At 61.0% G+C, this 20,874-nt stretch carries 16 protein-coding genes and 1 tRNA gene; 9 read left to right on the top strand and 8 right to left on the bottom strand.

What is annotated here, in order from left to right; all coding sequences use genetic code 11:
* Positions 1-9: 9 nt before the first annotated feature.
* Positions 10-1,383, top strand: a complete 1,374-nt coding sequence (gene radA, locus IPK09_04745; protein MBK7982925.1) for a DNA repair protein RadA — start codon at positions 10-12, stop codon at positions 1,381-1,383.
* 89 nt (positions 1,384-1,472) lie between these two features.
* Here radA and IPK09_04740 read toward each other — a convergent pair.
* Positions 1,473-1,565 (bottom strand) — tRNA-Ser (locus tag IPK09_04740).
* 97 nt (positions 1,566-1,662) lie between these two features.
* Here IPK09_04740 and IPK09_04735 point away from each other — a divergent pair.
* Positions 1,663-2,985, top strand: a complete 1,323-nt coding sequence (locus IPK09_04735; protein MBK7982924.1) for a hypothetical protein — start codon at positions 1,663-1,665, stop codon at positions 2,983-2,985.
* Here the strand turns inward: IPK09_04735 and tadA are convergent.
* The 5 genes from tadA to guaB all read right to left on the bottom strand — a co-directional run bounded on the left by tadA (position 2,972) and on the right by guaB (position 10,808).
* The gene (gene tadA, locus IPK09_04730) at positions 2,972-3,484 is read right to left on the bottom strand and encodes a tRNA adenosine(34) deaminase TadA (protein ID MBK7982923.1); all 513 of its coding nucleotides are present in this window, start codon (positions 3,482-3,484) and stop codon (positions 2,972-2,974) included. The two genes, IPK09_04735 and tadA, sit on opposite strands and share 14 nt — an antisense overlap.
* A gap of 5 nt (positions 3,485-3,489) precedes the next feature.
* Positions 3,490-5,601, bottom strand: a complete 2,112-nt coding sequence (locus IPK09_04725) for a PAS-domain containing protein (protein MBK7982922.1) — start codon at positions 5,599-5,601, stop codon at positions 3,490-3,492.
* Positions 5,602-5,673: 72 nt separating this feature from the next.
* Positions 5,674-7,647, bottom strand: a complete 1,974-nt coding sequence (locus IPK09_04720) for an acyltransferase (GenBank protein MBK7982921.1) — start codon at positions 7,645-7,647, stop codon at positions 5,674-5,676.
* A gap of 57 nt (positions 7,648-7,704) precedes the next feature.
* Positions 7,705-9,285, bottom strand: coding sequence for a glutamine-hydrolyzing GMP synthase (guaA, locus tag IPK09_04715; protein MBK7982920.1), 1,581 nt, complete (start codon positions 9,283-9,285; stop codon positions 7,705-7,707).
* Positions 9,286-9,344: 59 nt separating this feature from the next.
* Positions 9,345-10,808: an IMP dehydrogenase gene (guaB, locus tag IPK09_04710; protein ID MBK7982919.1), complete on the bottom strand. Its 1,464-nt coding sequence runs from the start codon at positions 10,806-10,808 to the stop codon at positions 9,345-9,347.
* A gap of 82 nt (positions 10,809-10,890) precedes the next feature.
* On the opposite strand from guaB, the gene IPK09_04705 reads away from it, so the two are divergent.
* The 4 genes from IPK09_04705 (at position 10,891) to IPK09_04690 (ending at position 13,879) form a co-directional block, all read left to right on the top strand.
* Positions 10,891-12,300, top strand: a complete 1,410-nt coding sequence (locus IPK09_04705) for an exodeoxyribonuclease VII large subunit (protein MBK7982918.1) — start codon at positions 10,891-10,893, stop codon at positions 12,298-12,300.
* Entirely contained in the window at positions 12,297-12,578 is a 282-nt protein-coding gene (locus tag IPK09_04700; protein MBK7982917.1) for a hypothetical protein, read from the top strand. Before IPK09_04705 ends, IPK09_04700 begins: the two co-directional genes overlap by 4 nt.
* A 2-nt stretch (positions 12,579-12,580) precedes the next feature.
* Positions 12,581-12,922 carry a PilZ domain-containing protein gene (locus IPK09_04695; GenBank protein MBK7982916.1) on the top strand — a complete coding sequence of 114 codons (342 nt, stop codon included), beginning with the start codon at positions 12,581-12,583 and terminating at the stop codon, positions 12,920-12,922.
* A 135-nt stretch (positions 12,923-13,057) separates the two neighbouring features.
* Complete coding sequence (locus IPK09_04690; GenBank protein MBK7982915.1) at positions 13,058-13,879, top strand: alpha/beta hydrolase; 822 nt, start codon at positions 13,058-13,060, stop codon at positions 13,877-13,879.
* A 21-nt stretch (positions 13,880-13,900) separates the two neighbouring features.
* On the opposite strand, the gene IPK09_04685 is transcribed toward IPK09_04690, so the two are convergent.
* Complete coding sequence (locus IPK09_04685; GenBank protein MBK7982914.1) at positions 13,901-15,592, bottom strand: long-chain-fatty-acid--CoA ligase; 1,692 nt, start codon at positions 15,590-15,592, stop codon at positions 13,901-13,903.
* A gap of 300 nt (positions 15,593-15,892) precedes the next feature.
* On the opposite strand from IPK09_04685, the gene IPK09_04680 reads away from it, so the two are divergent.
* From IPK09_04680 to IPK09_04670, 3 genes are all read left to right on the top strand, one after another.
* Positions 15,893-16,354, top strand: a complete 462-nt coding sequence (locus IPK09_04680) for a peroxiredoxin (GenBank protein MBK7982913.1) — start codon at positions 15,893-15,895, stop codon at positions 16,352-16,354.
* A 321-nt stretch (positions 16,355-16,675) separates the two neighbouring features.
* Complete coding sequence (locus IPK09_04675; protein MBK7982912.1) at positions 16,676-17,503, top strand: serine/threonine-protein phosphatase; 828 nt, start codon at positions 16,676-16,678, stop codon at positions 17,501-17,503.
* 63 nt (positions 17,504-17,566) lie between these two features.
* Positions 17,567-20,284 (top strand): SUMF1/EgtB/PvdO family nonheme iron enzyme, encoded by a 2,718-nt coding sequence (locus tag IPK09_04670; protein MBK7982911.1) that lies wholly within the window; start codon positions 17,567-17,569, stop codon positions 20,282-20,284.
* A 48-nt stretch (positions 20,285-20,332) separates the two neighbouring features.
* Here IPK09_04670 and IPK09_04665 read toward each other — a convergent pair whose 3' ends face one another.
* The gene (locus IPK09_04665) at positions 20,333-20,788 is read right to left on the bottom strand and encodes a MaoC family dehydratase (GenBank protein ID MBK7982910.1); all 456 of its coding nucleotides are present in this window, start codon (positions 20,786-20,788) and stop codon (positions 20,333-20,335) included.
* Between the last annotated feature and the right edge of the window lie 86 nt (positions 20,789-20,874).

Raw genomic sequence — 20,874 nt, 5'->3', positions numbered from 1 at the left:
TCGCCCGAGATGGTTAACAAAGGCCGCACGCTTTACCTCTGCACCGATTGCGGCGCGCAAGCCAGCAAATGGTCGGGGCAATGTGGCGACTGCGGGGCCTGGAATACCCTTCAGGAAACCACCGCCGCGCCAACCGCCGCGAAAAGTGGGATAAAACCCGCCGGCTATACCGGGTCGACCGGCGCGGAGGTGCGCGTTCTGGCCGACGTGGACGCGGCGGCGGAACTCCGTCAATCCTGTGGCAACCTTGAATTGGACCGAGTGTTGGGCGGCGGCCTGGTCAATGGCTCGGTCACCCTGATCGGCGGCGATCCCGGCATCGGCAAATCCACCTTGCTGTTACAGGTGTTGGCGGAGCTGGCCGGGCGCAACCGGGCGCTGTACGTCAGCGGCGAGGAATCGCCGCAACAGATCGGCTTGCGCGCCCAGCGCCTGCAAGTGCCCCGCGACCGCTTGCGGCTGTTGCCGGAGATTTGCGTGGAGCGGATTCTCGGCATCGCCGAGAGCGAGCGACCCCAGATCATGGTGATCGATTCGATTCAAACGGTGTTCACCGAACGCCTGCAATCGGCTCCCGGTTCGGTGGCGCAAGTGCGCGAGAGCGCGGCGCAACTGGTGCGTTTCGCCAAAGCCAGTGGAACGGCCCTGTTTCTGGTCGGTCACGTCACCAAGGAAGGCGCGATCGCCGGACCGCGCGTGCTGGAGCACATGGTCGATACCGTGCTGTACTTCGAAGGCGATCCCAGCGGGCGGTTGCGGGTGCTGCGGGCGGTGAAAAACCGCTACGGGCCGGTCAATGAATTGGGCGTGTTCGCGATGACCGAGCGCGGGCTCAAGGAAGTCAACAACCCCTCGGCGATTTTTCTGTCGCGCCACGAACTGCCGGTCGCCGGCAGCGTGATCATGGTGACGCGCGAAGGCACCCGGCCGCTGTTGGTGGAGATTCAGGCGCTGGTGGACGAATGCCACGGCGGCAACCCCCGGCGGGTGACGCTAGGGTTGGAGCAGAACCGGCTGGCCATGCTGCTGGCGGTCCTGCACCAGCACGGCGGGGTGGCCATGTACGATCAGGACGTCTATGTCAACGCGGTCGGCGGGGTCCGCATCAACGAAACGGCGGCGGATTTGGCGGTGTTGCTGGCGGCGCTGTCGAGCTTCCGCGACCGGCCGCTGCCGACCGATTTGGTGGTGTTCGGTGAAGTCGGGCTGGCGGGAGAAATCCGGCCGGTCCCCAACGGGGAAGAACGGCTGCGCGAAGCCGCCAAGCATGGTTTCAAGCAAGCCGTCGTCCCCCGGGCGAACTTGCCCCGGCGCGGCAACCGAGCGGAAGGCATGGAGATCCGGGGCGTGACCCGGTTGAGCGAGGTGCTGGGAACCCTCTAGGGACCGGCGCGGCGGAGCGCGTGAAAGCTCATTTTCAGCACGATCCGTTGGGCTGGCCAGGAGGTGAAGCTGGCGGGTGACGCATGGATTGGCGGAGAGGGTGGGATTCGAACCCACGTGGGGCGGTTAGACCCCCATCCGATTTCGAGTCGGCGCCGTTGTGACCGCTTCGGTACCTCTCCGGAAGGAATTTAGTTGGAGCAAAAGCGAAATAGCTTTATATTTTATCCTATACCACCGTTTTGCCAATCCCCTTGAGCGATTTCGGGGCTGATATTCATGCTCAAAATTTACCCTTCTTCAGAAGTGCCTTACACCCCTGGCATGGCCCAAGCCGCGGCCGATACGCCCTCAGCCGCCGATCCCGCCATCGTGGCGACCGCTCCTGATCCGAGTTCGGCTGAAACCAGGCCCGGCCCGACTCCCCGACCCTCACAAAGCGCGCTGCTAACGTGGCTGAAACGCTTGGCGCTTTATTTCGGCGCTGTGTTCGTTGCGACCGCAGCCGGTATTTTCTTTTTCTGGCAAATTCCCTTGCTCCAGGATTTGCCGCAATTACTGAAAAATATTGCCATCAACGAGCCAGTCGTTGCCAAAGCACCCGCGCCCGCCAATCCCGCAGCGCCCGCGCTGGCGGGCGGCGGTCAACCCGATGCCGATCCGGCGCGGCCCGCGCAAGCCGAGACGCCAGCCACTGAGGCGCTTCCTCCGCAACCCCAGGCGCCAAAGGCCGAGGCTGTCGCTGCCGCCCAACAGCCCCCCGCGCCTCCGGCCCCGGCTTCCGAGCCGCTTCCCGCTCCGACCGGCGCCATCACCGTACACAAGGCCATCCCTCCGACCGAGCCGGAAACCGCGGCGCCACCGCCTCCAGATCCGGCCGCCCCGCAACCGACAACCGCCGCGACCGGGCAACCCGCTGCCGCCGGTCCCGCGCAAGCCGGCCCCGCGCCCGGATCGGAGACTGCCGCGCCGGGGACTCCGGCCGCTGGCGCCGTGCAACAACCAGCGACCGCGGCGACCGGGCAACCGGGTGCCACCGTCCCACCGCCGACCATCTCAGCCACTGGCGAACCCGTTCCCGTTCCACCGCCGGCGTCGCCCCAGGAAATCGAGCAGTTGTTGGCCGACGCCCGACAGCAAATGGAGAACCGGCGGCTGACCTCTCCGGCCAGCGGCAATGCCCTACGCACCTACCAACGCGTGCTCGAATTGGAACCCACCAACCCTACCGCCCTGGAAGGCGTCCAGCGCATCACCACCTATTATCAGGAAATCGCCCGCCAGAGCTTGCAGCAAGGCCGGACGGATGAAGGGCTGGCTTATATCAACCGAGGCTTGCGCGCGGCTCCCAAAAGCGAAGTTCTTTTGAGCTTGCGTCGGGAAGCTCGGCTGGCAAAGCAGCGCGAGGACGAACGGCGACAAGCCCTGCTGGCGGAAAGGCAACGCCAGGAAGCGGAACAGCAGCTCATCCAGCAGCAGAGCCGGCAACGCTTTCAGGAACCACCGCGCTTCCAGGAACCACCGCCCCAGCAGCCTTGGCGGCCCCGGTTCTCACAACCGCAACCGCCTCAATACAACGACAGCGGGTTCAACCAGCGCTGACCGTGGTCCCATCAGCGGCGGGCTTGCCACGGCGGGCGCGGAAGAAGTCCCGCAGTAAAACCGCGCACTCGTCAGCCAGTACGTTGGCCAGGATTTCGGCTCGATGGTTTAACGCTTGGGCTTGCAGCAGATTGAACACCGAGCCGGCCGAACCGGCGCGCGGGTCGGCGGCGCCGAACACCACGCGCGCCACTCGGGCCTGGACCATGGCGCCGGCGCACATCGGACACGGTTCCAGCGTGACATACAGCGTGCTGTCGACCAAGCGATAATTACCGGCCCGCAGCGCCGCCGCCCGCAGCGCCACCACTTCGGCATGAGCGGTGGGATCGCAGGCTCCAATCGGCTGATTCCAACCCTCGCCGATGGCCTCATCGCCGCGCACCAGCACCGCTCCGACCGGCACTTCGCCGGCGCTCGCCGCCAACCGGGCCAGTTCCAGTGCTTTTCGCATCCAATAATGATCCCGCTCGCCGTGCGGCGTCGGCCGCTCATCCATGGCGGCTACGCGGGGTGAATAGGGCGGGTCGGCTCGCCGGGTCGATCCAAGGTCGAGCGGATCGCCCGCGCCAAATCCTGCTTCAGAAACGGTTTTTCCAGCAACGAGCACTCCAACGATTTCAACCCCGCGACCATCTGATCGGAATAGCCCGACATACAGAGGATCTTGAGGGTCGGACGCCGCTGGCGCGCCGCGGCCACCAACTCCAGGCCGCTGATACCCCCCGGCATCGTCATGTCGCTCAACAGCAAATCCAGCGACGCATCGGTATCCACGATTTCCAAAGCGATCTTGCCGTTTGCGGCCTCGCGGACGGTATAGCCCAGCCCGAGCAGCGCGCGCGCCACGAAATCCCGCACATCGGGGTCGTCCTCCACCAGCAAAATCGATTCCCTGCCGCGCAACGGGCTTTCATCGACCGACGCACCCACCGGCGCACCGGGCATCCGCCTTTTACCTTTGGATACATACCTTGGCAGGTACAATTCCACGGTGGTTCCGCCGCCCAACTGGCTGCGGATTCGGACCTGACCGCCGGATTGCTGGACGAAACCGTACACCATGCTCAGACCCAAACCGGTGCCCGCTCCGACCCCTTTCGTGGTGAAAAAAGGCTCGAAGGCTTGTTCGAGCACCTCCGGGGCCATGCCGGCTCCGGTATCCGCGATGGTGAAGCGTACGTAATCACCGGGCACCACATCGGGATAGCGGCTGGCGTAGGCGGTATCCAGCGTCACGTTTTCGGCCTCGATCCGCAACAGACCCCCGTCGGGCATGGCATCGCGGGCGTTGATCGCCAGATTGAGCACGGCGTTGGTCAGTTGGCCCGGATCGACCCAAATGCTCCAAGCCGCGGCGTCGGCCACCGTTTCTAGTTCGATGCTGGCATCCAAGGTTCGCTTCAGCAGTTCGGCGATCTCCTGTAACTGCTGGCGCGGCGATAGCAGGCACGGTTGCAAGGTCTGACGGCGGGAAAACGCCAGCAGCCGACGGGTCAGATCCGCGCCGCGCCGGGCGGCGTTCATCGCGGTGCTGACCGCCTTATACTGCTCGGGTCGCTCGCGCAAACTTTCCTCGACCGCCGCCAGATTGCCTAAGATGATGGTCAGCAGGTTATTGAAATCGTGCGCGATGCCGCCGGTCAGCTGGCCGACCGCCTTGAGCTTTTGGGCTTGGCTGAGCGCCATTTGCGCTTGTCGGTACTCGGTCAGGTCTTCACCGAGCACGAAGCAGCCGACCACGCGGTTCTCGCCGTATTCCTCGCGGTAGGAAACGTGGGGAATAAAATAGGATCGTACGTACATCCGGCCCGTGGCCGTGGCCAGCTCGTATTCGACATGCGCGCCGCGCCCGTCGAGCGCCGTCGTCACATGATGCCGCAGCCGTCGCGCCAGCGCCGGCTCCAACAGTTCACCGAAGGTCTGACCCAGGAAGGCGTCCGCCGGCATACCGAACCATTCGGCATGTTTCTGGTTGACGAAGGTATAGCGTTGCTGGTCGTCGAGGTAAGCGATCAACACCGGCACGGTGTCGGTGATCAAGCGGACCCGGTTTTCGCTCTCGCGCAAGGCTGTGTCGACACGTTTGCGTTCCTCGATTTCCTGAGCGAGTTGTTGGTTCAGCGCCAGCAATTCGGCGGTGCGCTCGTCGACCCGCGCCTCCAAGCGCTCGTAGCTGTCCCGCAGTTTGGCCTCGGCCTGTTTGCGAGCGGTGATGTCTTCGTAAACCGTGATAAAACCACCGTCGGCAATCGGTTCGCCGCGGATGCCCAACACCGTGCCGTTCGGGCGGGTTCGTTCGAAATCGTGGCTTTCAAAGTGCGAGGCCAGCTCGATCCGTTCCGCGACCTGTACTTCGGGCGCTCCAGGGCCGTATTCCCCGCGCCGGGCGTTATAGCCGAACAGCACGGCGAAGGGCAGGCCGACCCGCAACAGTTCCGGGGGAAAATCCAGCAGCTCGGCAAAGCGCCGGTTCCAGACCTGCAACCGCAGGTCCTTGTCGACGATGCTGATCGCTTCGTGCAAATGGTCCAAGCTGGACAGCGTCAGCGCTCCCCGCTCGCTATCCGACAGTCCGAGCAACTCCAACGACGGATGTTCCGATGACTCAGACATAACCTCTATTTCTTCCTGTCGGAGTGGGTACAAACAGTTATTTTTAGCTCACATCCAGCCTATGAACATCGGCTACTTTCCAGCGACGGGTTTCAGCTGGGATATCTTTTCAACATACTCGCTATAACGACCAGTTTTAAGGAATGAATAAGCAGCCTGTTTTGACCCATAAATACTGATATGTTTACCGTCAAAACTATAGGGGATATTGGCTCTTGATAAATCGGATGGCAGACCATCCACATGGAAAAGTGAATTTTGGTCAATATAAAGAATATTGGGATTTTTTTTAGATAATTCTTCAAGCTGCTTATTCATCTCAATAGCACCAATATTACGGTGCTGCGCTATTTTCTTTATATCAAATTTTTCTTTATAAAAAACTGATTTTTTATAAAGTAAACCGACATCAGAATCAAATTGTGATGGCGATGCCATTATGATGACCAATTGAGTCTTATTGACAGCATGAGCAATCATATCATAGACATCAGATATTTTATTCTGCTCGTTTACTTCTGCCCAATTTCCACCAAATATAACAAAATCATAGTTAGAAAGATACTCAGCCAAATAACGCCTATCCCAAAGACACTGGGCATATGCTCTGGATGAAGTTAAACCAATAAATTGATCCGTCAGTGCTGGATAGCACCAATTAGTGGTAATTGACTTTATACTAACAGCGCTTTTTTCGCCAATAATGTTCCAAAAAGGTTCGTACTGTGCGGCATATGAATCTCCGAATAAAAGTCCTTTGACAGGAGAATTTTTATCACCTAACACACATTTCAAGCCTTGGTCGCCCACAGGAAGACTATTGATGGAATCGACACTATAAAAACACCAACCGTTGTCAATTCGAGGCATATCAATATCCGAGAACGTCAATACCTCATTTGAAACCCTATTAAAACTATTAGGGTAGCCTTTATTAAGACTTCCCAGCAAACCGAACGATATAAAAAAAATACTGCACAAGGCAGCAGACCAAAACACTTGATTGCGTTTAATCCGCTGCCTGCCTCTAAACGGCATCTCAATATACTTCCAGCTCAAATACGCAAACAATATCGAAGCAACCAATAAATTAATGAGTAAAGACTTGCTGGGTTCATAAATATTTCTGTGTCGCGCGAACGCAAACAGCGGCTGATGCCACAAATATGCACTATAACTGATCAGGCCAACACCCACCAACAGTTTGCTGCCGAGGAATTTGCCAATCAGTGTTTGCGAGGTAGCAAACAAAATGATAAGCACCACTCCAACAGTCGGCACTAATATATACAAACTTGGCGAGGGCGTCTTTTTGTCAAACATACATACCGCATAAACGATCAACAAAAAACCAACAACACTCGCTAACTCGCCGATTGGTATCCCCAATACAGTTTTATCATTTTTATTATTTGCAAACAGATAAAATGCGGCCAATGCTCCAATTAGAATTTCCCAAGCACGTGTCGGCAATAAAAAAAATGCAAACACTGGATATTTAAATGAACCCCACTGCGCGGCCACCAAGCTAAAAACGGCGATAACGGCTAGCGCCGTAATAAGCCAGCGTTTTCCCCATCTCCAGCCTAATATCAAAAAGAGTGGAAACAATAAATAATACTGTTCCTCTACAGCCAAACTCCAGGTATGTAACAGCGGCTTAAACTCAGCGGCGGTTGAAAAATAATTGGTTGTCCAAAAAAACAATATATTTGACGCAAAACCGGAAACAGCGACCAAGCTCTGTGAAAAGCTTTTCATATCTTCCGGCAATAGCCACAACCAAGCAAATGGCAAGCACACCAACATCATAAAAAACAATGCTGGAAGTATACGCCGTGCCCTACGCTCGTAAAAGTTTACAATCGAGAAGGTTCCAGCGTGTTTTTCAGCCAGTATAATTGAAGTAATCAGGTAGCCACTGATGACGAAAAAAACATCCACACCCACGAATCCGCCACTAAAAGCTTGAAATCCAGCGTGGAAAAACATAACTGGAATGACCGCTAAAGCTCTCAGTCCATCTATTTCCCGCCTATACTCCATGTTTAATAACCTATATAAAATTTAAAATTGCAAAAGATTTGAGATGAGAAGCGACGATCATTCCCATTCGATGGTCGCCGGCGGCTTGCCGGAGATGTCGTAGACCACCCGAGAAATACCGGCCACCTCGTTGATGATCCGCCGCGACACCAGGTCGAGAAACTCATAAGGCAACTGCGCCCAACGGGCGGTCATGAAATCCACCGTCTCGACCGCGCGCAAGGCGATGACAAAGTCGTAGCGGCGGCCGTCGCCCATCACCCCGACCGATTTGACCGGCAGAAACACCGCGAAAGCCTGACTGGTTTTATCATAGAGATCGTGCCGGCGCAGTTCCTCGATAAAGAGGTGATCGGCCCGCCGGAGCAAATCCGCGTAGTCCTTGCGCACTTCACCCAAAATACGCACGCCCAGACCGGGGCCGGGAAACGGATGGCGGTGGACCATTTCGGAAGGCAACCCCAACTCCAAACCCAAGCGCCGCACCTCATCCTTGAACAGTTCCCGCAGCGGCTCGACCAGCTTCATCCGCATGTCCGCCGGCAAGCCGCCGACGTTGTGATGGGATTTGATGACGTGGGCCTTGCCGGTTTTCGCCCCCGCCGATTCGATCACATCGGGGTAGATGGTGCCTTGCGCCAGCCACTTGCTGTCGCGCAACCGCCGCGCTTCTTCCTCGAAAATCGTGACGAACAGCCCGCCGATGATTTTGCGCTTTTGTTCGGGGTCGGTGACGCCGGCCAGCGCGGCCAAGAACCGGCGCTCGGCATCCACCCGGACGACCCGCACCCCGAGATGCTGGCTGAAGGTGCGCATCACCTGATCGCCCTCATGCAAGCGCAGCAGGCCGGTGTCCACGAACACGCAGGTCAATTGCTCGCCGATGGCCCGGTGCAGCAAGGCCGCCACCACCGAGGAATCCACCCCGCCGGACAGACCCAACAACACCTCATCATCGCCCACCTGCGAGCGGATGCTGGCGATGCTGTCTTCGATGATGTTGCCGGTGGTCCACAGCGGCACACAAGCGCAGATCTCCAGCACGAAGCGCCGCAGGATGCGCTCGCCCTGCCGGGTATGGGTCACCTCGGGATGAAACTGCACCCCGTACCAGCGTCGTTCCTCATCGGCCATGCCGGCGATGGGGCAGGTCGGCGTGCTGGCGATGCGCGTGAAGCCGGGCGGCAGCACGGTCACCCGGTCGCCGTGGCTCATCCATACATCCAGCAAACCGTAGCCTTCCGGGCTGGCATGATCTTCGATGTCGCGCAGCAGCGCGGAATGCGCATGGGCGCGGACCTGGGCGTATCCGAATTCGCGGTGGTCCGCCGATTCCACCAGACCGCCCAACTGCATCGTCATGGTCTGCATACCGTAGCAGATCCCAAGCAGTGGCACGTTCAGGTCGAACACGATCTGATGGGCGCGAGGGCCAGCCGCCACGGTGGTCGATTCCGGACCGCCCGATAAAATAATGCCGCGCGGCTGAAACGCGCGCAGCGCGGCCGGATCGGCGTCGTAGGGATAAATCTCGCAATAGACCCCGATTTCCCGCACCCGACGGGCGATCAGCTGGGTATATTGAGCGCCGAAATCGATAATGAGAATACGGTCGAGATGGATGTCGCGTGCGGTCATGGTGTCGTCCCCTTCCCCGGTGGCGGGGAAGGCTGGAATGGGGGGGGGGTGAGCGGCCTTCAATCCACCCGATAATTCGGCGCTTCCTTGGTGATGGTCACGTCGTGGACATGACTCTCGCGCATTCCGGCCGAGGTGACTCGGGTAAAGGCCGGCTTGGTTCGCATCTCGGCGATGTCCTGGCAGCCGACATAACCCATGCTGGAGCGCAGGCCGCCCGTCAGCTGATTGATGATCGCCAGCATACTGCCCTTATAAGGCACCCGGCCCTCGATACCTTCCGGAACCAGCTTCTCCACCGCGCTGCCTTCCTGGAAATAGCGATCGCTGGACCCGTGCTGCTGGGTCATCGCTCCGATGGAGCCCATGCCCCGATAAGATTTATAGGAACGGCCCTGAAACAATTCGACTTCGCCCGGCGCTTCCTCGGTGCCGGCGAACAAACTGCCGATCATCACCGCGTGCGCGCCGGCGGCGATCGCCTTGGCAAAGTCACCGGAATAACGCACCCCGCCGTCGGCGATCACCGGCACGTCGCAATCGCGCAGCGCTTCGGCGACGTTGGCCACGGCGCTGATTTGCGGGACGCCGACCCCGGCGATGATGCGGGTGGTGCAGATCGAGCCGGGGCCGATGCCGACCTTGACCGCATCCGCGCCCGCTTCCACCAGATCGCGGGCGGCGGCGGCGGTGGCGATGTTGCCGCCGATGACCTGCACCTTCGGATAGTTCGCTTTGATCCAGCGCACTCGGTCGAGCACGTTGCGGGAATGACCGTGGGCGGTGTCCACTACGATCACGTCCACATCGGCCGCCACCAGCGCCGTCACCCGTTCTTCGGTATCGCCGCCGGTGCCGACCGCCGCGCCGGCCCGCAACCGGCCCCATTCGTCCTTGCAGGCGCTGGGAAAATCGCTGGATTTCTGGATATCCTTAACCGTGATCATGCCCCGCAGCTCAAAGCGGTCGTTGACCACCAGCACTTTCTCGATGCGATGCTTGTGCAGCAGTTCGATGATTTCCTGGCGGCTGGCACCTTCCCGCACCGTCACCAAGCGTTCCTTGGGCGTCATGATGGTGCGCACCGGCGCGGCCATGTTGTCCTCGAAGCGCAAGTCGCGGCTGGTGACGATGCCGACCAGATCTTCCCCGTCCACCACCGGCACGCCGGAAATGTGGTGGGCGCGGGTCAGCGCCAACACCTCGCGAATCGTGGTGTTCGGCGCGGTGACGATCGGATCGTTGATGACGCCGCTTTCGTACTTCTTGACCCGCCGCACCTCGTGCGCCTGTTTTTCAATCGGCATATTCTTATGGATAATGCCGATACCGCCTTCTTGCGCCAAAGCGATGGCCAGCCGCGATTCGGTGACCGTGTCCATCGCCGCCGCCAACAGCGGAATATTCAAGGTGATGGCTCGGGTCAGTTGGGTCTTGAGGTTTACGTCCTTGGGCAGCACCGCGGAATAAGCCGGGAGAAGCAGGACATCATCGAAGGTAAGGGCTTCTTGAACAATGCGCATGGGCGTCTCGGAACAACTTGGGAAACAAGCGGGAAATTATAAGCTTTGCCACCCCTTTGATAAACGAATCGCCAAAAATTCCATGACCGCGACCATCGCCCCACGCCGCGAGCCGTATACCGTCTCCCGTTTGAACCAGGAAGCGCGGGCGTTGCTGGAAGGCCAATTTCCGACGCTTTGGGTGGAAGGCGAGGTCTCGAATCTGACCCGACCCTCCTCGGGACACCTGTATTTTTCGCTCAAGGACGCCCGCGCGCAAATTCGCTGCGCGCTGTTTCAAAATCGCGCTTTTCTGTTCCGGGATTGCCCGCGCAACGGCCAGCAGGTGCTGGCGCGGGGGCGGGTCAGCGTTTACGAGCCGCGCGGCGACTACCAAATCATCGTCGACTATGTGGAGGAAGCCGGCGCCGGCGCGCTGCGGCGGGCTTATGACGAACTGCGGCTCCGCCTGGAGCGGGAAGGCTGCTTCGCGCCGGAGCGCAAGCAACCCCTGCCCCGCTTTCCGCGGCGGATCGGCGTGATCACTTCAGCCACCGGCGCGGCCATCCGCGACGTGCTCGCCACCCTGGGCCGGCGTTGCCCCAGCCTGCCGGTCCTGCTTTATCCGGTTCCGGTGCAGGGCGAAGGCGCGACGGAACGTATCGCCCGAACCCTGCGCCTGGCTTCCCAGCGCCGGGATTGCGATGTGGTGCTGTTGGTGCGCGGCGGCGGCTCGCTGGAAGACTTGCAAGCCTTCAACGAGGAAATCGTCGCCCGCGCCATTTGCGAGTGCGCCGTGCCGCTGGTCACCGGGATCGGCCATGAGACCGATAGCACCATCGCCGACTTCGCCGCCGATTTGCGCGCGGCCACGCCCACGGCGGCGGCGGAACTGGCCAGCCCCGATTTCGCGGAGTGGCTCGATAAAGTCCGACGGCTGGCCGAGCTCCTGCAACAGCGGACCCAGCGCCAGGTCAGCGACCGATTCCAGCAGTTGGAGGTGCTGGAAAAGCGGCTCCTGCGCCTGCATCCGCGCGGTCGCCTGCACGGTCACGCCCAGCGACTCGACGAACTGGAGCAGCGCTTGCAGCGGGCGTGGCGCGCTCACCTGCATCGCGGTCGGTCTCGCTTGACCGGCCTGACGCAACGCTTGCAGGCTCAGACCCCCCTGCTTCGAGCGCGCCACGAAGAGCGGCGCCTGAACGCGCTTTCGGCGCGCTTGCACCTTGCCCTGCGCCAGAACACCCGACTCGCTTCCCGACGGCTGAACCAGCTGAGCGACCAGTTGCACGCCTTGAGCCCGCTCGCCACCTTGCATCGAGGCTATGCGATCCTGCGCCGGCCCGACGGCGGCGTCATTTTACGCCGGGCGGGAGAGGCGATGGCCGGCGAAATCGTCGAAGCGCTGCTGGGTGAAGGGCGCCTGCGCTGTGAAGTCAAAGCCGTTTGCCCGTCGGACCCCGCCGTGGCTGCGTTGCCCCGGCCCTCTCGGCCAGGACCGCGTCCTCCATGAGCGCGCCACCGGCGGAACCGGAAAAACGCGAGTTCCACCGACGTGGGTTTTCGCCACCGGCCGGAACCCTCGTGGAAGGCCCGCTGCTGTTCCCAGGCAATGCCCGAACGGTCGTTCGCGGTTCGGTCATCCGCCTCCAAAACTGTGCGATCGCGCTCCACATGCCCGATAGCGAAATTCCGTTCGCGATCCTGCGCGGCGAGGAACGCCACTTGCTCAGCCACTACCGAACCTGGGCAAAATTACGTCTTTGGCCACCCCTGGAACCCGGTTTGTAGCCATGCCTTCCCCATTGCCTCCTCAAGAATTGCGCGAGTTTCACCGCATCCGTTTTCCGCTCTCGGAACGGCCGACCTTGACCGTCGAAAATCAAGCGCTGGCCGTCATCGACGTCTCGGTGCGGGGCTTGCGCTATATCACCTCCGGCCGGCCGTCCCCCAAGCCGGGCGATAAGGTCGGGGGCGTGCTCCGCTTCCGGCGCGGCGCGCAGGCGAAAATCGAGGGAACCGTGGTCCGCGTCCAAAACGATCATGTCGCGCTGCATCTTGGCAAGGAGATCCCGTTTTCCATTCTGATCGCCGAACAGCGGTATCTTCACTTGCGTTATCCGACGTGGTCGTGAGGCCGCTGCCAGTCGGCTCGCTCCAGAACGCCAGCGGGATCGTTGCACGGTCGTAGCCGTTTGCATCAAGCCGCCGCACCCGAAATCTGCTAGGGTGTTGCTGTCTTAGTTCTCGTTCACCGTCAGGAAGCTACGATGTATCTTGACAGAGTCAGCCGCTCCCCAAAAACGGCTCCCAAAGGGCCGCCGCTGCTATTCGTCCACGGCTCCTTCAGCGACGCTCGCCTATGGGATGAGTATTTTTTACCTTACTTCGCTGAAAACGGTTACGAAACCCACGCGTTCAGCCTGCGCGGTCACGGGCGCAGCGAGGGCCGGGATCGCTTGCATATCTGGCGGCTGGCCGATTACGTCGCCGATCTGGCGCAAGCGGTCGCTGATCTATCGCACCCGCCCTTGGTGATCGGGCATTCGATGGGCGGCATGGTGGTCCAAAAATATTTGGAAAGCTCGCCCTCGGTCGCGGGCATGGTATTGATGGGTTCCGTACCGCCGCAGGGGCTGCTGCCATCCAACCTGCACATGGCGATGAGCCACCCGTTCCTGTTCCAGCAGATGGCGCTGTTTTCGCTCTTCGGTCCCAGTTACGGCTCGCTCGATATGATGCGCCGGCTGCTGTTTTCGCCGGACCTGCCCGCCGAAAAACTCCGCAAGTTTTTCAATTACGTGCAAGCCGAATCGCAGGTGGTGTCGCTGGATATGATGGGGTTGAATCCGCTGCGACTGAGACCGGGTTCGCTGTCAATACCCGTTCTGGTCCTAGGCGCCCAGCACGATATCTTCGTCTCGCCGGCATTGGTCAGGGAAACCGCTCGCTTCTACCGCGCCGAATGCCATATTTGCCCCAACATGGCGCACGCCATGATGTTGGAAGCAAACTGGCGGGAGATGGCGGATTACCTGCTCGATTGGATCGCGCGCGCCTTCGAGGCCCGGCCGGCGACCGCGACCGCGTGAGCGCCGCAGTGAGATGACGGTTCAGCCGCCCGCGCCGGTCCCGCCCGCTTCGGTATCGCGCAGCATCCGACGCAGGATCTTGCCGACATTGGTCTTCGGCAACTCTTTGCGGAATTCGACCCGGCGCGGTACCTTGTAACCGGTCAGGTACTGGCGGCAATGCGCGATCAGCGCCTCGGCCGTCAGCGCCGGGTCTTTCTTGACCACCACGATCTTGACCGCCTCGCCCGATTTCTCGTCCGGCACCCCCACGGCGGCCACTTCCAGCACGCCCGGATGCAAGGCTACTACGTCCTCGATCTCGTTGGGATAGACGTTGAAGCCCGACACCAGAATTAGGTCTTTCTTGCGGTCCACGATCCGGGTGTAGCCGCGCTCGTCCATGTAACCGATGTCGCCGGTTCGCAGAAACCCGTCCTCGGTCATCACCTTGGCGGTCTCGTCGGGACGGTTCCAATAGCCGCGCATCACTTGGGGGCCGCGCACGCAAATTTCACCGACCCGATCCTGGCCGATGCCCGCTTCACGGTTCTCGTCATCGCGGATCGACAATTCGGTGGAGGGAATCGGCAAACCGATGCTGCCGTTGTAGTCCGCTAGATTCAGGGGATTGATGCAGACCGCCGGTGAGGTTTCGGTCAAGCCGTAGGCCTCGATCAACGGAGCGCCGGTCAACTGCTTCCAATGGTCCGCCACCGCGCGCTGTACCGCCATGCCTCCTCCCAGACTGAATTTAAGGGCGCTGAAATCCAACCGGTCGAAACCCGGCGCGTGCAACAAGGCGTTGAACAAGGTGTTCACGCCGGTGATGACCGTGAAGCGCAGTTTGCTGAGTTCCTTGATGAGGCCCGGCAGATCGCGGGGGTCGGTGATGAGGATGTTGTGGCCGCCGACTTTCATGAAGGTCAGGCAATTGGCGGTCAGCGAGAAAATATGATAAAGCGGCAATGCGGTGATGATGGTTTCTTCGGCGGGTCTGGAAAACGGGCTCAGCCAAGCGGAGGTCTGCTGTAAGTTTCCCACCAGGTTACCGTGGCTCAGCATCGCACCCTTGGCCACCCCGGTGGTGCCACCGGTGTATTGCAAAAACGCTAGATCGTCGTGCGTCAGCGACACTGCCGGCAGCGCCTGACCGGCGCCGGCTTTCAGGGCGCCGCCGAAGGAGACGGTACCGGGGATAGTCCAAGCCGGCACCCGCTTCTTGATATGCTTTACCACGAAATTGACCAAAAGGCGCTTGGGCCAGGGAAACAAATCGCCCAATTGGGTCATGACCACCGTCTTGAGCGGGGTCTTGCTCAGCACGTCTTGCAAGGTATGCGCGAAATTTTCGACGATGACGATGGCGGCCGCGCCGGAATCGTTCAATTGGTGTTCCAGCTCGCGGGGCGTATAGAGGGGATTGACGTTCACCACCACCATCCCGGCGCGCAGCACGCCAAACAGCGCCACCGGATATTGCAGGATGTTGGGCATCATGAGCGCGACCCGAGCGCCCTTGCTCAAACCCAGACCGTACAGAAACGCCGCAAAATCGCGGCTGAGCCGGTCGATGTCGCGATAGTGCAGGGTGACACCCCAGTTGGAATAGGCCGGCAGCTCTGCAAAACGCTGGCAGCTCTTTTCTAAAATATCTTTTAAGGAGGAAAATTCATCCACATCGATTTCGGCCGGAACACCCGAGGGATATTCTTTTAACCAAATTTTTTCCATTCTCCCCTCCCGCGGTTTGCTGGAATAAATCGCCTCGATCACGATCACTGACCGTACCCAACAAGCACAATCCAACTCTAGCGCCGTCAACCCCAGGCCAGCGGCGGTCTGTAGCGGCGCGCCGGCCTGGAAGTTTTTTCTAAACACTCTATCAAATACCGAGACAGACGCTCCAAGGCATCACCTCAAAGCGCCCGCCCGCTCCGGCCGATTCACGCGCTGACCCCAACGGTCAATTTGTCCTAAACTTTTCAAAACCACCCGAAATCCATCCTATACCTTACCCGCGAGCGCAAAATAATGAAATTGAAAATTGGTGACCCCGCCCCGCTGTTCAGCGCTACCACGACCGATGGCAGCTCCGTCAAACTGTCCGATTATTTCGGCACAAAATTGGTGCTTTACTTTTATCCGATGGATGATACGCCAGGCTGCACCCAGCAAGCCTGTTCCCTGCGCGACCACCATCAGGCCATCCGCGACAAGGGTGCGGACATTCTCGGCGTGTCCACCCAGGATGTCGCCTCACACCAACGCTTCACGAAAAAATACCACCTAAGCTTCCCCCTGATCGCCGATACCGATTCCACCGTCACCCAAGCCTATGGTGCCGCGGGTGACGGCTTGATGGGAGCGGCAAGAAACTTGCTAGGTATTGCCAACCGGATGACCTACATCATCGATGAAAGCGGCCATATCGCCCATATCATCGACAAACCCGATTGCGCCAACCACGCCGGAGAAGTGCTTAAACTGTTGTAGGCGAGCCCCAAACCCTGTCGCGCCGACTTGCCCGCGGCAACGATGGTTCGTATGCTAGATGGAATGCGCCGTGACCCGACCGGCGGCAAGACGCCGCGAGCCACGCCCCTGCCGGCCGATGGACTGGGTTGGTCATGGCGCCTGACCGGTGGATCAGCCATGACGGTTGGGTCGTTTTGTCGCTCCCCGCGAACGTGCTATTAAGGAGACTTTCATGTCCGGGCGATTTTCTCGCGCCACCTGCCCTACCACCGCTCGGATTGCCCCCCGAACGCATCGGTTGCGCGCTCCCGTCGCCGCCGAGCAGCGGGGAGGGGCGACATGAGCGCTCGCGAACCGCATCTTGCCCCCGGCTGGGATCAAGGGGCCGCCAGCCAGCAAGGCGGGCGTCAAGAACAACAGGATCGCTGGGGTATTTTTCAGAGCCCCGACCAGACAGGGTTGCTGGCTCTCGTCGCGGACGGCATGGGCGGTCATCTCGATGGCGCCCTGGGGGCGCAGATCGTGGTCGATGTCGCCCGCGACTTCGCCCAGAACTCGTCGGAGTCGCTACGCGCCGAGCCGGCGGACGCGCTCGAACGATTGTGCCAGCGGATGCACGAGGCCATCAACGCCCGCTCGGAAACCGCGCGCAGCACCGTGGTGACGGTCTGGCTCGACCGGTCTCAGGCGCACTGGTTGAATATCGGCGACAGCCGGCTGTACCATTTCCGGCACGGCCAGCGCCTGATGCGAACCCGCGACCATTCGGCCGTACAATTGTTGATGGATCTGGGAGAAATCGACGAATCCGACATGGCGAGCCATCCGGCGCAGAACCGGCTTTACCGGTGTCTGGGCGGCGCGGAAACGCCCAAGCCGGACAGCGGCCAGCTTGCCGTCCAAGACGGTGATTTGCTGGCGCTGTGTTCGGATGGGGTCTGGGAATATGTGACCGAACCCGAGCTGTGGGAAACCACCCAAGTTCACGGTCCCGCCGCCGCCGCCCGCGCCCTGGCCGACCAAGCAGCCCGCCGCGGGGGGAAAATCGCCGACAACGCGACCTTGATCCTGCTGCGCGCCGGTGCTGGCACGACGGTTGCCTCCGAGCATTGGCTGCGCCGGGTTTCCGCCAGTTTCGCCTCGCTGTTTCACGGCGACCGCCGCTAACCTTCGACCTTCACCGCCGCGCTCAAGCCCGAACTCGCGCCCAACGACTGAAAGGGAAGCCAGATGACCGACGAAACCAACGCGCTGCCGAAGGGCTTCAACCTCCATCGCTATCAGATTGAAAAAGTCCTCGGCGCCGGCGGGTTTGGCATCACCTACCGAGCCATTCACGAGGCGCTCGAAAATCAGGTCGCCATCAAGGAATATTTCCCGGCCGAATGGGCCTATCGCGATCACAACGGCACCACGGTGCGCGCCAACGCGCAAGGTCAGATTCCCGCCCGCAGCGGCGAGCCGGCCTGTTACGACTGGGGCCTGCAACGGTTTCTGGACGAAGCCAAGATTCTGGTGCAGATCAACCACCCGTGCGTGGTGCGGGTGCGGGATTATTTCACCGCCAACGGCTCCGCCTACATCGTCATGGAATACGAAGACGGCGAATCCTTAAGCGCCCTGTTGCAGCGGGGTGGCATCCTGCCCGAATCTGAATTGCGCCACCTGCTCGATGACGTGATGCCAGCCTTGGAAGCGGTCCACGGCCAGGGCTACCTGCATCGCGACCTCAAGCCCAGCAATCTCTATATCCGCAGTTCCGACACCCGGGTCATGCTGATCGATTTCGGCGCCGCCCGCCAAGCCCTGGGCCGGCGCACCCGCAGTGTCACCAGCGTGGTGACGCCCGGCTATTCACCCATCGAACAATACGTCACGGTCGGTGAGGATTACGGACCCTGGACCGATATTTACGCGCTCGGCGCCGTCTTGTATCGCTGCATCACCGGCGCGCCGCCCATCGAAGCGCCGGGGCGGGTCCTCAAGGATCCGGTGCAGCCCGCCGTGGAATGCGGGGCCGGATTGTATTCGCGCGCGCTGCTGCGAGTGGCCGACCGCGCCTTGGCCGTCCGCCCCGAAGAACGCTTTCAGACCGTCGCCGACATGCGCGATGCCCTGCGGGTCGCCGATCGATCCAACGACCGCCCCGATTTTTCCCAGGTGCCGCAGCTGCAACCCGAGTTGCTGGAACTATCGCCGCTCAACGGCGGATCGCCCCTCGGCCGCCCGCCCGTCCTTTCGAAACCGTTGACGCTGCCCGACGACGATCCCTGGAGCGACACCAGCCGACTGGAGCGCCGCTCCAAACCCACTAATAAAGCAGTTGGAACGCCCACGCCACCCTCGATTCCCTACCAGCGTCCGAACGACGGCCCGCCGGTGTCCGGCGATAAAATCTCCAGCTGGACGCTGACCGATTTTGACAGCCACAACCCTCCACCTTTCGGCGCGGAAGGCTTGCAAGGCGCGAAGCCCAGGGAATCCATCCCTTTGTTGGACGACAAGGTCTGGGAAAAACCGGGCGGCTCCGACCCGCGAGCCGCCAGCCCTTCCCCCGAGGGCGGCCGCACGGCGCGACCGCTCGCTCCGTCCCAATCCGGGCCTATGCCGACCTTGCTCAACCGCCCGCCCCAATCGGCGGTGGAGCATTTAAGGAAAGCCTCATCGAATCGGGCCGCCAAAAGCTCGCCCTCCGAATTTGCGCCAACGGCCGCGCCCGGCGCCACACCCCCATCGCTCACCCGCCGCGAGGACGAGCGCTACAGACCCGGTGCGGCGGACGATGGGCTATCCGCCGAACCGGGTCTGGACGCCATCAGCTACAGCTCCCGCACCCAGATCAACTGGCGCTGGATTCTGATGATGGTATTCGCCATCTCCGGCCTGTCGGGCATCGGGCTGCTCGGCTATGAGTATTACCACGCCCTCCAGGAACAGCAGCGACAGGCGGCGGCGGCGGCCCAGCAGACTCAACAGCAGCGCCAGGAAGAAGACAACGCCCGCATCGCCCAGGAAGAAGCCCGGCAACGCGATCAGGAGTTCGCGCGCTATCTGGGGCAATCGCGCAGCGCCATCGCCACCAAGGATTGGGCGGCGGCCCAAAGCAATCTGGAGCGCGCGGCCGCGCTGAATCCCAACCACGCGGATGTGGCGACGGTGCGGACCGAACTGCTCGCCGCCCAACAGCCGGGCGTCCGCTCCAAAGTCCAGACCGAGCCCAAGACCGGCGTGCAACTGACCTGGGTCGAAGCAGGCTGCTTCAACATGGGCAGTCCGAGCAGCGAGCGGGATCGCGGGGGCGATGAAAACTCCCATCAAGTCTGCGTCAAGGGCTTCTGGATCGGCGCCACGGAGATCAGCAACGCCCAATTCCGTCGCTTCAAACCCGACCACGACAGCGGGGCCTATCAAGGACGCCCCCTGAATCGCGACGCGCAGCCCGCCGTCAATCTGAATTGGGCCAGTGCGAAAGCGTTTGTCGAATGGCTGTCCTGGGAAGTCGGTAACGGCAAACGCTTCCGCTTGCCCACCGAGGCGGAATGGGAATACGCCGCCCGCGCCGGCACCACCACCCGTTATTATTGGGGCAACGACATCGATCCCCGTTACGCCAACTTCTCCGACCGCAACGACCCGTCCGGGGCGTCGGTCGGCAGTCTGGACGACCGCCAGGCGGTGACGGCGCCGGTCGGCAGCTACCAGCCCAACAACCTGGGCCTGTTTGATGTCGCCGGCAATGCCTGGGAATGGACCTGTTCGGAATACGATCCCAGTTACGGCGGTCAAGAGCAGGGTTGTTCGGACAAACGCGCCAACGAGGGCCTGCGCGTGCTCCGCGGTGGTTCTTGGAACAACGGACCCGGCGATTTGCGCTCGGCCAAGCGCCAATCTCGCAAGCCCGACTATCGCGACGCGATGACCGGCTTTCGGGTCATGATGGAAGAGTGAGCGTCGGCGACGCTCGGGCCGACGGATCGAGCCGCTCGCCGAGCTGGCTCAAGAAGCGCGGCGGCTCACCAAAAAGGTCGCGCTGCCCTCGACCACGACGTGGTCCTGGACGGTGCAGACCGTCTTCATCACCACCCGCCGCCGCTCCGAATTGATGTCCTGGATCGTACAAACGGCGGTGACGGTATCGCCGATCCGCACCGGGGCCGTGAAACGCAACTGTTGGTCCACGTACACCGCGCCCGGTCCGGGCAAGCGAGTGCCCGCCACGCAGGAAATCAGGCCGGCGCAGAACATGCCGTGCGCGATGCGGCCCTTGAAGCGCGTCTGCGCGGCGAATTCCTCATTGCAATGGACGGGATTGTTGTCGCCGGTCAGGCCGGCGAACATCACCACGTCGGTTTCGGTGACGGTCTTGGCGTGAGACGCGCTCATACCGACCTTCAAATCTTCCAGATAATACCCATGAATGCTGTCGTTGTGGCCTTCGTGCGTCGAGTACATGCCTTTCTCCGGTTGAGGTGGTCTAAAGCCGCTGCTGAACGCGAGTGCCAGATAGCCTACACGACCGAGCGCTGTAGTGGGAAATA

The organism is Candidatus Competibacteraceae bacterium, assembly GCA_016713505.1.
Taxonomy (GTDB): domain Bacteria; phylum Pseudomonadota; class Gammaproteobacteria; order Competibacterales; family Competibacteraceae; genus Competibacter_A.
The sequence above is the reverse complement of the archived record's forward strand: the minus strand, read 5'-3'. Positions and strand labels throughout refer to the sequence as shown.